This is a genomic window from Curtobacterium sp. Leaf261 (genome assembly GCF_001422205.1).
GTDB lineage: Bacteria > Actinomycetota > Actinomycetes > Actinomycetales > Microbacteriaceae > Curtobacterium.
Genome location: NZ_LMMJ01000007.1, coordinates 436,390 through 451,269 on the forward strand (window position 1 = coordinate 436,390; position 14,880 = coordinate 451,269).

Annotated in this window: 12 protein-coding genes; 6 read left to right on the forward strand and 6 right to left on the reverse strand. The window is 71.9% G+C overall.

The features are described from left to right. Position 1: 1 nt before the first annotated feature. Together ASF23_RS07385 and ASF23_RS07390 are read right to left on the reverse strand one after the other, a co-directional pair. Positions 2-979: a carbohydrate ABC transporter permease gene (locus ASF23_RS07385; protein ID WP_200919322.1), complete on the reverse strand. Its 978-nt coding sequence runs from the start codon at positions 977-979 to the stop codon at positions 2-4. After that, positions 976-4,098 (reverse strand): glycoside hydrolase family 38 C-terminal domain-containing protein, encoded by a 3,123-nt coding sequence (locus tag ASF23_RS07390; protein ID WP_055951127.1) that lies wholly within the window; start codon positions 4,096-4,098, stop codon positions 976-978. The genes ASF23_RS07385 and ASF23_RS07390 overlap by 4 nt, the downstream gene beginning before the upstream one ends. A 118-nt stretch (positions 4,099-4,216) precedes the next feature. Here ASF23_RS07390 and ASF23_RS07395 point away from each other — a divergent pair, with 118 nt between their 5' ends. Further along, positions 4,217-5,608, forward strand: coding sequence for an MGH1-like glycoside hydrolase domain-containing protein (locus ASF23_RS07395; RefSeq protein WP_055951129.1), 1,392 nt, complete (start codon positions 4,217-4,219; stop codon positions 5,606-5,608). A 97-nt stretch (positions 5,609-5,705) separates the two neighbouring features. On the opposite strand, the gene ASF23_RS07400 is transcribed toward ASF23_RS07395, so the two are convergent. Together ASF23_RS07400 and ASF23_RS07405 are read right to left on the reverse strand one after the other, a co-directional pair. Next, complete coding sequence (locus tag ASF23_RS07400; protein ID WP_055951131.1) at positions 5,706-6,005, reverse strand: putative quinol monooxygenase; 300 nt, start codon at positions 6,003-6,005, stop codon at positions 5,706-5,708. A 153-nt stretch (positions 6,006-6,158) separates the two neighbouring features. After that, entirely contained in the window at positions 6,159-6,908 is a 750-nt protein-coding gene (locus tag ASF23_RS07405) for a GntR family transcriptional regulator (RefSeq protein ID WP_082473903.1), read from the reverse strand. Between the two features lie 104 nt (positions 6,909-7,012). Here ASF23_RS07405 and ASF23_RS07410 point away from each other — a divergent pair, with 104 nt between their 5' ends. The 4 genes from ASF23_RS07410 to ASF23_RS07425 are packed head-to-tail and all read left to right on the forward strand — an operon-like array spanning position 7,013 to position 11,571. Then, a complete protein-coding gene (locus ASF23_RS07410; protein ID WP_235510812.1) occupies positions 7,013-8,401 on the forward strand; it encodes a D-tagatose-bisphosphate aldolase, class II, non-catalytic subunit in 1,389 nt (462 codons plus the stop codon). Beyond that, positions 8,394-9,581 (forward strand): SIS domain-containing protein, encoded by a 1,188-nt coding sequence (locus ASF23_RS07415; RefSeq protein WP_055951133.1) that lies wholly within the window; start codon positions 8,394-8,396, stop codon positions 9,579-9,581. Before ASF23_RS07410 ends, ASF23_RS07415 begins: the two co-directional genes overlap by 8 nt. Next, the gene (locus ASF23_RS07420; protein WP_055951135.1) at positions 9,578-10,546 is read left to right on the forward strand and encodes an N-acetylglucosamine kinase; all 969 of its coding nucleotides are present in this window, start codon (positions 9,578-9,580) and stop codon (positions 10,544-10,546) included. Before ASF23_RS07415 ends, ASF23_RS07420 begins: the two co-directional genes overlap by 4 nt. A 53-nt stretch (positions 10,547-10,599) precedes the next feature. After that, on the forward strand, positions 10,600-11,571 hold the full coding sequence (locus ASF23_RS07425; RefSeq protein ID WP_055951137.1) for a DMT family transporter: 972 nt from the start codon (positions 10,600-10,602) through the stop codon (positions 11,569-11,571). A gap of 116 nt (positions 11,572-11,687) precedes the next feature. On the opposite strand, the gene ASF23_RS07430 is transcribed toward ASF23_RS07425, so the two are convergent. After that, positions 11,688-12,356 carry a TetR/AcrR family transcriptional regulator gene (locus ASF23_RS07430; RefSeq protein WP_055951139.1) on the reverse strand — a complete coding sequence of 223 codons (669 nt, stop codon included), beginning with the start codon at positions 12,354-12,356 and terminating at the stop codon, positions 11,688-11,690. A 115-nt stretch (positions 12,357-12,471) separates the two neighbouring features. On the opposite strand from ASF23_RS07430, the gene ASF23_RS07435 reads away from it, so the two are divergent. Further along, a complete protein-coding gene (locus ASF23_RS07435; RefSeq protein WP_055951141.1) occupies positions 12,472-13,089 on the forward strand; it encodes an NADPH-dependent F420 reductase in 618 nt (205 codons plus the stop codon). A gap of 163 nt (positions 13,090-13,252) precedes the next feature. Here ASF23_RS07435 and ASF23_RS07440 read toward each other — a convergent pair whose 3' ends face one another. Continuing rightward, entirely contained in the window at positions 13,253-14,812 is a 1,560-nt protein-coding gene (locus ASF23_RS07440) for an FAD-binding oxidoreductase (RefSeq protein ID WP_055951143.1), read from the reverse strand. Positions 14,813-14,880: the final 68 nt, after the last annotated feature.

Consider the following 14,880-nt stretch of genomic DNA (forward strand, 5'->3'; position numbering starts at 1 on the left):
CTCAAGCCGCACCCCCGGCGGAGAAGCGCCCGCGGGTGACCCGGAGCATGACGAGCGTGACGATCATCACGATCACGAACAGCACCCAGACCTCGGCGGTCGCGTACCCGAGCTGCGGCGACGAGATGAAGTTCGCGAAGCCGTCCGTGTAGATCTTGTACATGAGGAGGTTCGTCGAGACACCCGGTCCGCCCTTGGTGAGGATCGCGACCTGGTTGAACGTCTGGAACGCGGCGTTCAGCTGCAGGACGAGCTGGAGCAGCAGGATCGGGCCGATCATCGGCAGCGTGATCGTGAAGAAGCGACGGATCGCTCCGGCACCGTCGACCTTGGCCGCCTCGATGAGCTCCGTCGGCACGGCCTGGAGCCCCGCGAGGAAGATGATCATCGTCCCGCCGACGCCCCAGACGCCGACGATGAGGATCGACGCGAGCGCGACCTTGGCGTCACCGAGCCACATGCTCGTGGGCAGGTGGAGGAAGCGCAGGACCTCGTTCGCGAGTCCGTACGTCGGGTCGTAGATGTACTTCCACAGCGTCAGGACCGCGACGGCCGGCAGCACCACCGGCAGGTAGAAGAGCGTGCGGAAGAGCCGGACGCCACGGAGCGCACGGTTCACGACGACCGCGAGCCCGAGTCCCGCGGCGATGGTCACCGGCACCGAGATGACGACCCAGAGGAGCGTCACCTCGATGGACGGCCAGAACTTGGTGTCCTGTGTGAACATCCGGACGTAGTTGTCGAGCCCGATCCACCGCGCGGGTGTCAGGCCGTTCCAGTCGGTGAACGAGTGGTAGAGCGATGTCACCATCGGGTAGGCCACGAACAGCACGAGGCCGATGATCGCGGGCAGGATGAACAGGTAGCCGGCGACGACGTCGTTCCGCCGCCTGCCGGTTCGACGTGGCGGCGGGTCGCTCCGCCGTCCGATGGACGTCGCGGCCGCCGCTGGTGGGGCGGCCGCTGTGGTGTCGGTCATCCGATCTCCTCCTCGAGCTCGGCGCCCCGGGAGATCCGGAGCGTGATGATCTGGAACGGGCGGAACTCCAGCGCGGTCGACCGGCCGGCGTCCGCGAGCCGCTCGAGCTCACGCTCGAGCAGGTCGACGACCGACGCGCCCGTGGCGTCGACGTCCCAGTGCACGGTCACCGCGGTCCGGCTGCCGAGCGACTCGTACAGCCGGACGACGAGGTCACCCGAGCGGTCCTCGGCGAGCTTCACGCTCTCGACCACGACGCCGACGCCGTCCACGCGGACGACCGGGTCGACGGGTCCGGCACCCGAGCGCTCGCGGAGCGGCAGGTTCAGCCGGTGCCCGGCCGTGACCGCGTCGCCGATCGTCGCGTCACTGACCAGTCGGTAGGCGAACCGGTGGCGGCCCTGGTCGGCCTCAGGGTCCGGGTAGCGCGGTGCGCGGAGCAGCGAGAGACGGACCTCGGTGCCCGGGAGTCCGCCGTCGTCGCCGTCCCGCCGTCGGACGTCGTGTCCGTAGGTCGAGTCGTTCGCGATCGCCACCCCGAAGCCGGGCTCGCCGACGTGCACCCAGCGGTGTGCGGCAATCTCGAACTTCGCGGCGTCCCACGTGGTGTTCTGGTGGGTGGGCCGCTGGATGTGGCCGAACTGGATCTCGGACGTCGAGACGTCGGTGCGGACGTCGAGCGGGAACGCGACCTTGAGGAACCGCTCGGCCTCGTGCCAGTCCACCTCCGTGACGTAGTCGATCTCCGCGGCCCCCGGCCGGAGCGTCGTCCGCTGCACCGACGAGGACCTGCCGAAGTGGCGCTCGACCACGATCGTCGCCGAGCCGTCCTCGGCCCGCTCGACCCGGAGGTCGTCGACGTCGTCGAGCACACGGCCGGTCGCGAGGTAGTGCTCATCGACGTCCCATGCGTCGAACGCGTTCGGGAGGTCCTGGTGCAGGACGAGGTCACCCACGCGGGCGCCGGGGGCGACCAGCTCGCGACCGCGACGGAGGTCGCGGACGCTGACCGCGCCTCCAGTCCGGTCGACGACCACCCGGAGTACGCCGTTGTCGAGCACGGTCGCGTCGTCCTCCTGGCGCACGTCGACCGAGCGGTCGGACGGGAGGGACGGGTCGGCCCCGGTGGGACCCGCACCGAGCGCGGGCACACCGTCGGTCTCCTGCGAACCCGCGTTGAACGCGAGTGCGGTGCCGCCCGTCCCGGCGAGGACGTCGAGTGCCGCGTCGACGACCGACTCGAGTTCGACACGGACGGCGGCGTACGCCTCGGCCGCCTGCCGGTGCACCCAGCCGATCGAGGACCCCGGCAGGATGTCGTGGAACTGGTGCAGCAGCACGGTCTTCCAGAGCCGGTCGAGCGCGTCGTAGGGGTACGGGGCCCCGTACCGGAGCGTCGCCGTGGTGCTCCAGAGTTCGGCCTCGCGGAGCAGGTGCTCGCTCCGGCGGTTGCCCTGCTTCATCGCGGCCTGCGACGTGTAGGTGCCGCGGTGTCCCTCGAGGTAGAGCTCCCCCACCCAGGTCGGGGCGTTCGGGTACTCGCGCTCGGCTGCCTCGAAGAACGACCTCGGCGTCGCGTGCTCCACGACCGGCGACCCCTCGAGGTCGGCCTGCCGGCGGGCGCGCTCCATCATCACGATCGTCGGGCCGCCACCACCGTCGCCGTGGCCGAAGGGCACGATCGAGGTCGTCGCGTCGCCGTGGTCGCGGAAGTTCGACGACGCGTGCTGCAGCTCCCGCGGGGTGAGCTCTGAGAGGTAGCTGTCCACCGGCGGCATGTGGCTGAAGAGCGTCGTGCCGTCGATGCCCTGCCAGCGGAACGTGTGGTGCGGGAACCGGTCCGTCGGGGTGCCCCAGGAGAGCTTCTGCGTCAGGAACCAGCGGTAGCCGGCGAGGGACGCGATCTGCGGGAGTGCCGCCGTGTACCCGAAGGAGTCCGGCAGCCACACCTCCTCGGGCTCGAACCCGAACCTGTCGGCGAAGTACCGCTTGCCGTGCACCATCTGCCGGACGAGGGCTTCGCCACCCGGCAGGTTCGTGTCCGACTCCACCCACATGCCGCCGGCCGGGATCCACTGCCCGCGCGCCACCGCCGCGGTGATCCGGGCGAAGAGGTCCGGGTGTGTCTGCTCGATCCACGCGTACTGCTGCGGCTGGGAGCAGGCGAACCGGAACTCCGGGTACCGGTCCATCAGGTCGAGCACGTTCGAGAAGGTCCGCGTGGCCTTGCGGACGGTCTCGCGGGTGGGCCAGAGCCAGGCGGAGTCGATGTGCGCGTGGCCGATCGCGGCGAGTCGGTGGGCGCTGGCGTCGGCGCGCTTGGCGAGCTCCGGGGCCAGGACGGCCCGCGCGGCGGTCGCGGTGCCGCGGACGTCGTCGAGGTCGAGTGCGTCGCAGGCCAGGTCGAGGGCGCGGAGCAGCCGGACCCGGCGGGGGCGGTCGGCCGGGAGCTCCTCCGCCCAGCCGAGCAGGACCTCGAGGTCGACCTCGAGCGCCTGGGTCTCCGGGTCGAGCACCGCGAGGTCGGCGCGGACGAGTTCGTAGAGCGGCGGGCCGTCCGGGGCGATCCCGTCCCCCAGGTGCGTCGGGCGGAACTGCGCCGCGGCGACGTCCGGGTTCGCGGCCGCCTCGACCCAGAGCTCCATCCCGGCGTCCTGCCCGACGGTCCCGTCGTCGGTGGACAGGGGCACCCACTGCGAGCGGGGGTGGATGCCCTTGACGATGCTGCCGTCGGCGCGGTGCACGAGGCCCTCGCACTGGAACCCGGGGCCGGAGTCCGGCTCGAAACCGATGTCCACGATGGCGACGAGCGTCGGTCCGACGGCACCGAGGCGGTCGCGGGCGGTGTCGGCGGCAGCGATCGCCCGGCGCCAGTCACCGGGGACGCTCCCGGTCAGGTGGAGCCAGCTCGTGGTCCACGCTGGGCCCCACGGGTCGCCGACGTACGCCGGACGGAACTCCTCGACGGAACCGGTCGCCGCGCCGAAGGGCTCCGGCTCCCCGGGGAGGTCGCGGATGGTGATCGAGAGCGGCGTCGTCACCACCTCGACGGCAGGTCGGATGCGCTCCCGGAGGATGCGTGCGGCGCGGTCGATGACGCGCTGGGGGTCGCTGTGCATCGGTGTCACAACTCCTCGCTGAGTCGGCTGCGGCCGTGAGCACGACCCCGAACAGCAGTGTGACAACGTTGACTACGAATGTCAACGTTGTCATGATGAGGTCATGCATGATGGAGCGATGGAACCGCACCTGTCGTCGACGACACGCCCCTGGCTCGGATCACTGTTCGCGACGGCGGTGCAGACCCTCGACCGGAACATCGTCGCGGACGACCGCGGCACGTACGTCCGTGCCGGCGACGGGTACGTCGATCCCTGGACGCGCGACGCCGCCCTGAACAGCTGGGGCGCGGCGGCGGTCATCCGCCCCGAGGCCGCCAGGGCGACGCTCCTCCGGGTGTGCGAGGAGCTGCCCGACGGCACGACGGTGATCGCCCAGGACGAGCAGTGGTGGGACCAGATCGTCTGGGTGGTCGCGGCTCGGGACCTCGCCGTCACCACGGGCGACCGGGCGTTCCTCCGGACGGCGCTCGAGGTCGGCCTGGCCTCGCACGCGATCCTGCACCGGGACCGGTTCCGGCCGCGGTGGGGGCTCTACGCGGGGCCGGCGCTCATGCAGGACGGGATCTCCGGACTCCCGACACCACCGGCGACCACGGACGAGCCGACGTCGTTCGTGCTCGACTACCCGGACGCGCACGAGGTGATGACCCTGTCGACGAACGTCCTGCACGTCGCGGCACTCCGGAGCCTCGCGACGACCGCGCGCGAGCTCGGGGAGGACCCCGGCGACCTCGACGACGGTGCCGATCGACTCGTCGAGGCCATCCGCGAGCACCTCGGCGACGCTGACACGTCCGGCACCACCTTCGGCTACCTCCTGCACGGCACCGGCGACGCGACCGGCGTGCTCGAGCACCACCGCGAGGCGGCCGGCCTGGCCCTCGCCACCCTGTTCGGCGTCGCGCAGGACGGCACCGCGCCCGAGGTGCTCGCCTCGGTCGGACGCGGTCCAGCCGGTGTCGTGAACGTCGCCCCGCACTTCGCGGACCGGTACTCCGACGAGCACCCGGGTCGGCACAACGCGATCTGCTGGCCGATGGTGATGGGGCTCGTCGGGCTCGCGGCGGCAGCCATCGGCGACATCGCCGGAGTCGACCGGACCATCGACGACCTCCGGGCGCTGGTCGCCAGGAGCGACGGGCGGTTCGACGAGGTGCACGACGCCGTGACGGGCGCGCCGTCCGGCGGATGGCAGTGCGGGTTCCTCTGGGACAGCGAGCCGAACCAGACCTGGTCGGCGACGTCGTTCCTCCGGCTCGTGCACCTCGGGGTCCTCGGTCTGCACGCCGAGCTCGGCGGCCTGCGACTCGAGCCGCTGCGTCCGGCGGACGGCGAGGTCGTCACCGCCACCGGGGTGCCGTTCCGCGGGGCGACGTTCGACCTGACGATCGAGCCGGGCGACCGGCACGCCGTCACCGTCGACGGCGTCGAGGTGCCGGAGGGCACCGTGCACCTGCCGGGCGACGCGACCGGACACCACGTCGTCCACGTCGTCGTCGCACGCTGAGCGCTGCCGGCGGTGACCGGAGGACGGCCTGGAGGCACGGGGCGGGCCCGCACCGTCCCTCCAGTCCGGCTCGGATCACCACCGGACCGTCGGCCGACTACAGCGCGACGGTGCGCGCGAACGTCCTCGTGACGGGCGGCGCGGCCAGGACCGTCCCGAGGACGGCGGCACCCTCGGGGGTGGCGCGCCACGCGACGTAGGCATCGTGGTCCGCCGTGGTCGCCCACGTCTCGCGGACCACCATGCGGGTCGGGTCGGCGTCGTCCACGAGGACCTCGAGCGACTCGTTGCCGGGGAACGCCCCGGTCTGCGCGAGCGTCTCGCGGATGGCCGACTCGGCCTCCTCGGTGGTTGCGTCCGCGCGCAGCTGGATCTCGAGGAACACCGTCGTCGTCATGTCTGACCACTCTCGTCCGGGGTCGCGGGCGCACCGGTCGGTACACCCTCCCCCGGGTGGCAACCCGCGGGCCGTCGCCGTTGTTCCGCCGCGGTCGTCCCCTCGCCGTGTCGTCCCGTGCGGGTTGCGCCGTACGGGTCGCGCCGTGGGCAGTCAGTGCGCGATGGAACCCCGGAACCGGTAGCGGTCGGCGCGGTAGACGGCACGCGTCATCTCGATCGGCTTGCGGTCGGCGTTCAGCGCGACCTGGTCCGCCACGAGCACGGGCGTCGCGTCGAGGATCTCGAGGAGTGACCGCTCCTCGGCGGTGGGGTGCCGGGCCTCGACCTCGTAGTTCGCGACGATCGGGATCTGCGGCGGGGACGCCGTGCGGAGCGTCGTGAAGAGCGACGCCGTCCGGAAGTCGACGTCGACGATCTCCGGGCAGATCGCCAGCGGGATCCGGTTGTGCTCGTGGACGACCACGTTCCCGTCGATCGCGCGCAGCCGCACCAGCGAGAACACCGGTGCGCCCGGTGCGATGCCGAGCCGGTCCGCCTCGTCGACGGTGCTCGCGCGGACCTCCGACTCCATCACCCGGGCGCTCGTCGGCAGTCCCTTCGCGGCGGCGAGCTCCGCGAACCCCTGGACGCCGGTCGTGGGCAGGACGGCGGGTGGGCTGACGAACCACCCGCGCGACGCCGCCGATGCGACGATGCCCCGCTCCGCGAGCTCTGCGAGCGCGGACCGGAGTGTCACGCGGGAGACGCCGTACCGCACGGCGAGGTCACGCTCGGGCGGCAGGCGATCGCCGGGAGCGGCACCGCCGGACTCCAGGTCCGCGGCGATCCGGTCCGCCGTGACCTCGAAGACGCGCTGCCCGGGCACGGTCATGCGCGAGGTCGTGAGTGGGTCGGCCGCCATGTCACCAGGGTACCGTTGTAGACCAAAGGCGTACCAATAAGGTGTGTTGACGGACCACAGCAATACCAATAGGCTCCAAACACAGACCAGGATTCCCCGGTCGGATGGACCGCAGTGCGAAGGAGGACGCGCGGATGACGCCGTTGCAGGAACTCGAGACGGATCGACCCCGGGGTGCGCGGATCGGCGTCACGTCGGTGTGCTCAGCGCACCCGATGGTGCTGATCGCCGCCGTCGAGCAGGCGATCGCGGACGGTGGCGTCCTGCTGGTCGAGGCGACCTCGAACCAGGTCGACCAGTTCGGCGGGTACACCGGGATGCGCCCGGCCGACTTCCGCGACCTCGTGCTCGGGCTCGTCGACGACCGCGGGCTGCCGCGCGACCGCGTCGTCCTCGGCGGTGACCACCTCGGGCCGAACCGCTGGCAGGACGGCCCCTCCGAGACCGCGATGGCGCACGCGGAGACGCTCGTCGAGGCCTACGTCGCCGCCGGGTACACGAAGATCCACCTCGACTGCAGCATGTCGTGCGCCGACGACCCGGTGCCGATGACGAACGACCTCGCGGCCGGTCGCGCCGCGCGGCTGCTCGCCGTCGCCGAGCGGACCGCCGACCGCGTCGGCACGCAGGCCGACATCCGCTACGTGATCGGCACGGAGGTCCCGGTGCCGGGTGGTGCGCACGAGGAACTCGGGGCACTCGTCCCCACCTCGCCCGATGCGGCCCGCGCGACGATCGACGCGCACCGTCGGGCGATCGAGTCCGTCGGGCACGCCGACGCCTGGAGCAGGATCATGGCGCTCGTCGTCCAGCCCGGTGTGGAGTTCGACCACCTCAAGGTCGTCGACTACCGTCCCGAGGCGACGCTCGAGCTCCAGCGGGTCGTCGAGTCCGAGCCGCACATGGTGTTCGAGGCGCACTCGACCGACTACCAGACCCCCGGGGCCCTGGCGACGCTCGTGCAGGACCACTGGGGCGTCCTCAAGGTCGGCCCCGGTCTGACCTTCGCCCTCCGCGAGGCACTGTTCGCCCTCGCCGCCATCGAGGACGAACTCATCCCCGCCGACCGTCGGTCCGACCTCGTCGCGACGATCGACCGCCGGATGCTCGCCGAACCGGCCCAGTGGGAGCGCTACTACCTCGGCGACCCGGACGAGCAGCGCATCGCCCGCCGCTACAGCTACAGCGACCGGATGCGCTACTACTGGCCGGACCCCGAGATCAGCGCCGCGGAGCAGCGGCTCCTCGACAACCTCGCCGCCGTGACGATCCCCGAACCGCTGGTCAGCCAGTGGCTGCCGGCGCAGTACGCCCGGGTTCGGGACGGCGTGCTCCCGGGCGACCCGGAGTCCCTCGTCGTCGACCGGGTCCGGGACGCGCTCCGTCCGTACTCCGCCGCATGCAATCCGCTCGCGGACACCACGTCGACTGCCGCGTCCACTGTCACCGCCACCGCCACCGCCACCACCGGGAGGACCCCCGCGCATGTCTGACACCACCACCATCCCCCGGACGACACTCACGTCGATCACCGGCCAGGCGGGCGGCACCACCGCCGCGGAGATCGAACGACAGCCCGAGGTGTGGCGCACCGTCGTGGCGAACAACACCCTCCGTCGCGACGAGATCGACGCCTTCCTGGCACCGTTCGCCGGCGGCTCGGGCCGGGTCGTCCTCGCCGGGGCCGGTACCTCGGCCTTCGTCGGATCGGTCCTCGCACCCGCGCTCACCCGGCGGCTCGGACGTCGCGTCGAGGCGCTCGCCATCACCGACATCGTCTCGAACCCCCGCGAGTGCTTCGGCGAGGACGTCCCGACGCTGCTCGTGTCCTTCGCCCGGAGCGGCGACAGCCCGGAGAGCCTCGCCGCGACCCGACTCGCCGACCAGGTCCTGACCGACGTGCGACACCTCGTGATCACCTGCTCCGAGCAGGGGGCGCTGTTCGCGGCACACGCGGACCGGGCCGACTCGCTGACCATCGCGATCCCGTCGGCGAACGACCAGGGCTTCGCGATGACCTCGAGCTTCTCCGGCATGCTCGTGGCCGCCTGGTCGGCCTTCGTCCCCGACGCCGTCGTCGCGATCGAGCGCGTCGCGGTGGCCGCGGAACGGATCCTCGCCGAGCGCGTCGACGACATCGTCGCGCTCGCCGCCCGGGGTCGCGACCGCATCGTCTACCTCGGCAGCGGTCCGCTCGCCGGCCTCGCCAGGGAGTCCGCGCTGAAGCTCCTCGAGCTCACGGCAGGCTCGGTCGTGACGTATTTCGACACGGCGCTCGGGTTCCGGCACGGACCGAAGGCGATCCTGGACGACGACACGCTCGCCGTGGTGTTCACCTCGGGCGACGCCTACACGCGCCAGTACGACGACGACATCGTCGCCGAGCTCCGTGGCGCGATCGGCGACGAGGACGTGCTGGTGCTGACGCCCGGCGGGCAGGCCGAGCGCACGACCGATGTCGAGCAGGAGTGGCCCGTCGGCGTCCAGGACGTCGACGATGCACTCCTCGCGCTGCCGTACGTCGTCGTGGCCCAGATCGTGGGCCTCGCCTACTCGCTGCGCCTCGGCCTCACCCCGGACAACCCGTTCCCGGGCAACGAGGTGAACCGCGTCGTCCAGGGCGTCACGGTGCACCCGCTCCCGGACGTCCCCGACACCGCGGACCGGTCGTGAGCCGGTTCCTCGGCGTCGACGGCGGCGGGACCAAGACGGCGTTCATCCTCATCGACGACAGCGGCACGGTGCTCGCCGAGACCCGCCAGCCGAGCTGCTACTACTTCAGCGAGGGGATCGGTCTCGTGCACCGGGTCCTCGAGGCCGGCATCCGCGAGGTCTGTGCGGCCGCCGGGATCGCACCCGGCGACGTCGATCGCTCGTTCTTCGGCATCCCGAGCTACGGCGAGGTGAGCGGCGACGTCGCCGAACTCGATGCGATCCCCGCCCGGGTCCTCGGGCATGACCGGTACTCCGTGGACAACGACATGGTCTGCGGGTTCGCCGGCTCCCTCGCGGGGTCGGACGGCGTCAACGTGATCAGCGGCACGGGCTCGATGACCTACGGCGAGCGCAACGGCCAGGGCATGCGCATCGGCGGATGGGGTGAGCTGTTCGGCGACGAGGGGTCGGCCTACTGGGTCGCGGTCCGCGGCCTGAACGCGTACAGCAGGATGAGCGACGGCCGAGCCCCGCGTGGCGCGCTCTACGACCTCGTGCGCGAACGGCTCGACATCACCACGGACCTCGATGCCGTGGACGTGGTGCTCGGCCGGTGGCAGAGCGACCGCAGCGCCGTGGCGGACCTCGCACGCGTCGTCGTCCGGGCAGCCGACGCCGGTGACCCCGTCGCGACCGGCATCCTGCACGACGCCGTCGACGAGCTCGTCCTCCTGGTGACCACGACCGTCGACACCCTCGGCTTCGCCGCGGACGAGACCGTCCCCGTCTCGTACTCCGGCGGTCTCTTCGCCGCGGACTCGGTGCGCGACGGGTTCCGGACCGCCCTCGGCCGGGCGGTGCCGAACGCGGAACTGCGGACGCCGCGGCTCGACCCGGTCGCCGGGGCCGCGATCTCCGCCGCCAAGCAGAACACCACTCCACTCCGCGACGCCGCCCTCACGCGGCTGGCACAGCAGCGCTGACACCCGTCGGCACACACCGAACCCGAACAACGAACTCAACGAGGAGATCACCCATGCGCACCCGAAGCTGGATCGTCTACGCCGCACTGCTCGTGCTCTTCTGGGGGGTGTGGGGCGCGTTCTCGTCCGCACCCACGACCCTCTACGGGTACCCGGACGACATGGTCTACGTCATCTGGGCGGTGATGATGCTCATCCCCGCGGCCTTCGTGCTCCGCGGCCAGAAGTTCGACCGGCGGCCCCGCGCGGCGGTCTACGGCCTCATCGTCGGGCTCACCGGTGCCGGCGGACAGCTCATCCTGTTCCACGCCCTGACCATCGGACCGGCGTACCTGATCTTCCCGATCGTCTCGATCTCGCCCGCGATCACCGTCCTCATGGCCGTGGCGTTCCTCCGCGAACGGATCACGAAGCTCGCCGTGGTCGGACTCGTGGCCGCCATGGTCGCCATCGTGCTGTTCAGCATCACCGGCTCGGGTGACGCGACGACGAAGGGTCCGTGGCTCATGCTCGCGATCCTCGTCTGCATCGCCTGGGGCGTGCAGGCGTTCTTCATGCGGAAGGCCGCCACCATCGGTGTGAACGACGCCACGACCTTCGGGTGGATGGCGATCAGCGGACTCGTGCTCGTGCCCTTCGCGATCTGGGGCATGGGCGGACTCCCGCTCGATGCTCCGTGGCAGGCGCCGACACTGACCGCGGGCACACAGCTGCTCAACGCCGTCGGTGCACTGTTCCTCGTGATGGCACTCAGCCGCGGCAAGGCGTCGATCGTCTCGCCGACCACGAACGCCCTCGCGCCCGTGCTGACGATCATCGTCTCGCTCATCGCCTACCAGACCCTGCCGACCGTGTGGGGCACGATCGGGATCGTCCTCGCGCTCGTCGGGTCGACGCTCATGGTCTACGCCGACGAACGACGCGGTGAGGCGCCGACGCCGGCGGTCGGCCTCGATGAACCCGATGCGCTCCGCGATCGCGCGAGCGCGACCCCCGCGCGGGGTCAGGACGTCGGCAGCCGCTGACGACACGGTCCGGATGCCGGACGGGAGGCACGGGGCGGGCTCGCACCGTGCCTCCCGTCCGGCAACGCACCGGTCCGCGCCCCGGTCTGTGCGTCTGTCCGTGCGTCTGTCCGCACCTACGCCGAGTCCACTCGGCTCAGGTGCACCATCGCCGAGTAGAGCTGCGCGTCCGTCATCGGCGGCTCCGCGATCGGGTGCGCCCGCTCGGCGCGGTAGGCGTCCAGCATGAGGTGGAGCTGGCGGCGCCAGGCGTCGGGTGCCGTGGTGCTCGTCGCGTCGATCATCCGGCCGTTCGACCAGATCAGGTTGACGATGTCCGCGCGGGCCAGGTCGCTGCGCACCCGTCCGGCGTCCTGCGCGCGGGTGAGCACCTCGTCGATCTGGTCGCACATCCGGTCGTGGACGCGTTCGGTCTCGGCGTTGCCGGGGAACCGCCTGGACAGGAAGTCGTTGAAGCCCCGGTCCCCCGCCTGGACGCGGAAGAGGTTCTCGAGGTAGGTGACGAAGCCCTCCCAGGGGTCCTCCACACGGAGCGCCGCGTCGGCTCCGTCGAGGAAGTCCTGCAGTCGTGGTTCGAACGCGGCGGACAGCAGGTCGAGCCGCGTCGGGAAGTGCCGGTACAGCGTGCCGATCGCGACCCCGGCGTCACGGGCGATGCGCTCGAGCGATGCGTCGACACCGTGGACCGCGAACTCCTGCTGCGCCGCCGCGACGAGCCGTGTTCGGCGTTCCCGGGCGTCGCGTCGGAGCGGCGTCCCGGTCTGCTGCACCACCTCGCTGCTCATCCCGAGAATCTACCGCGATGACCCGGGAATAACGTGAGGCACCCCTCCGGTTGTCGATGAACAACCGGAGGGGTGCCTCACCTTGACGCTCCACGGTCGACAGGAAGAGACCGTTATGACGACCATCAGCATCATCGGATCAGGCTCCATGGCCGAGGCCATCGGGACCCGTGCCGCAGCGCACGGCCACACCGTCGAGATCCTCGGCCGCACCCGCTCCAAGGCCGAGGCCCTCGCCGAACGGATCGGCCACGGCGCGACCGTCGGGGAGTACGGCGCACGGCCCGCCGGCGACATCGTGGTCGTCGCCGTCCTGTTCGCCGACGCCGTGGCCGTGGTCTCGCACTTCGGCGACGCGCTCGCGGGCAAGGTCCTCGTGGACATCACCAACCCGTTCACCGCCGACGCGTCGGGCGTCGTCACCGGGCCGGGCGACTCGGTGTCGCACCGGATCCTCGCCGCGGCACCCGAGGGGACCCACGTCGTCAAGGCCTTCAACACGGTCTTCGGCGGGGTCATCGCGCGCGACGAGCCCCTCGACGCGCTCTTCGCCGGGGACGACGATGCCGCCAAGGCACAGGTCGCGGAGTTCCTGTCGAGCATGGGCATGCGCCCGCGCGACGCCGGCGGGCTCGGGATGGCGTACGCCCTCGAGTGGGCCGGGATCCTGCTCGTCGGTGTGGCCGCGAACGGTGCGGGCTTCGACGCCGCGCTGTCCGTCGACGTCCCGTGACCGGGATGCGGTGACGCGGGTGTGGTGACGCGGGTGCCCTCCGGCACCGTTCCGGACGGGAGGCGCGGTGCGGGCTGGCACCGTGCCTCCCGTCCGGAACCGCACAGTCGGGAGGCACGGTGCGGGCTGGCACCGCGCCTCCCGTCCGGCTGCAGCAGGCTCGTCAGAGCCAGTGCGGTTGCGACAGCAGTCCGTCCGGGTCCGCGCCCTGCGCGATGCTCCGGAGTCGCGACGTGTTGTCGCCGAAGTACGCGGACACGTCGGTGATGCTCGCATCGCAGTAGTTCGCGTATGCCGACGTCCCCCAGACCGGCTGCATCGCCGCACGGAAGCCGCGGACGTACGTGTCGAACGGTGCCGGGTCGGCGCCGTTCGCGAAGGTCGCCGTGTACTGCACCGTCCAGAGCGCAGACCGCCACGGGAAGGCCGTGTCCGTCGTGCCGACCGTGCCGACCACGCCCCCGAGCGCATCGAGGGAGACGCCGCCCTCCACGAGGCCGTGCACCGACGAGGCCTGCTCGACCTGGGTGAGCACCGTCTGGATCTGCGCGGCGCTGAGCTGCTGCGAGCCGATCGCGGACGTGGCGGACTCGGACACCCGCTTGCCCGAGCCGGCCTCGGCGCGCATGGCGTCCGCGTAGCTCGACTCGGTCGCGACGTGCGAGGTCGGCTCGGTGCCGACGTCCGCGATGAACCCGTCGACCGAGGCGTCCGCGCCGCTCTTCGGCCCGGTCCAGGTGCCGGCCACCGTAACGACCGGACCGTCGGCGTGCCGGGAGCCGGCGAGGAGCTTCAGCGACGACCAGAGCCGGTCGTCCGCGGTCGGCGCCCACCGCTGCCACGCCGCGACCACGTCGGCCGCGGCGGACCACGGGAACGTCAGGGCGAACACCAGGACCTCGGGCGCCGCCTGCGTGCGGAACGTCATCGAGGTCACCACGCCCGCGCTGGCACCGCCCCCGCCCTGCGCCGCCCAGAACAGGTCCTGGTCCTGCTGCGCCGATGCCTCGTGCACTCGGCCGTCGGCGGTGACGACCGTGACGGCGGTCAGCTGGTCGCACGTCAGGCCGAACGACCGCACGAGGACCCCGACGCCGCCGCCGAGGGTCAGTCCCCCGATGCCGACGGTGGCGCACGACCCGGCTCCGATGGCCCTGCCCTTCTCGGCGAGGTGCTCGTACACGTCGAGGAGCTGGGCGCCGGGGCCGATGGTCACCGCGGTGCCGTCGTCGCTCAGCTCGACGGTGTCGAGGTCCGCGGTGCTGATCACGAGCGACCTCGGGACGCCGGTGCCCGGGGCGCCGCCCGCTGACCAGCCCGTGTAGGAGTGGCCTCCGGAGCGGAGGGCGACGTGGGTCTTCGTGTTCCGGGCGAACGCGAGGCCGGCCACGACGTCGTCCGCGTTCGCCGCACGGAGGATCGCCCGCGGGTCCGCGTCGTCGAAGCGCGGGTTCCGGAGCACCCTGGCGTCGTCCCAGCCCGTCGCGCCCGGACGGAGGAGCGCGCCCTTGGTCGCGGCGGCGAGCTCGGACCACGAGGTCGGGCCCGTCCCGGTGCTGGTGCCGGGGCTGATACTCGTGCTGGTACCGGTTCCTGTGCTGGTCGCTGTCGGTCGCCCGGCGGACGCATCGTCCGAGCAGGCGGCGAGCGCTCCGGCAACGGTTGCACCGACACCGCCGGCGATGAGGGAGCGGCGGGTCAGGGCGTGGTGGTTCGGCTGCACGGGTTCGTGTCTACTCCCGCTCGTGTGGCCGCTCCCGCGTGTGGCCGCTCCCGCTCGTGTGGCCGCTC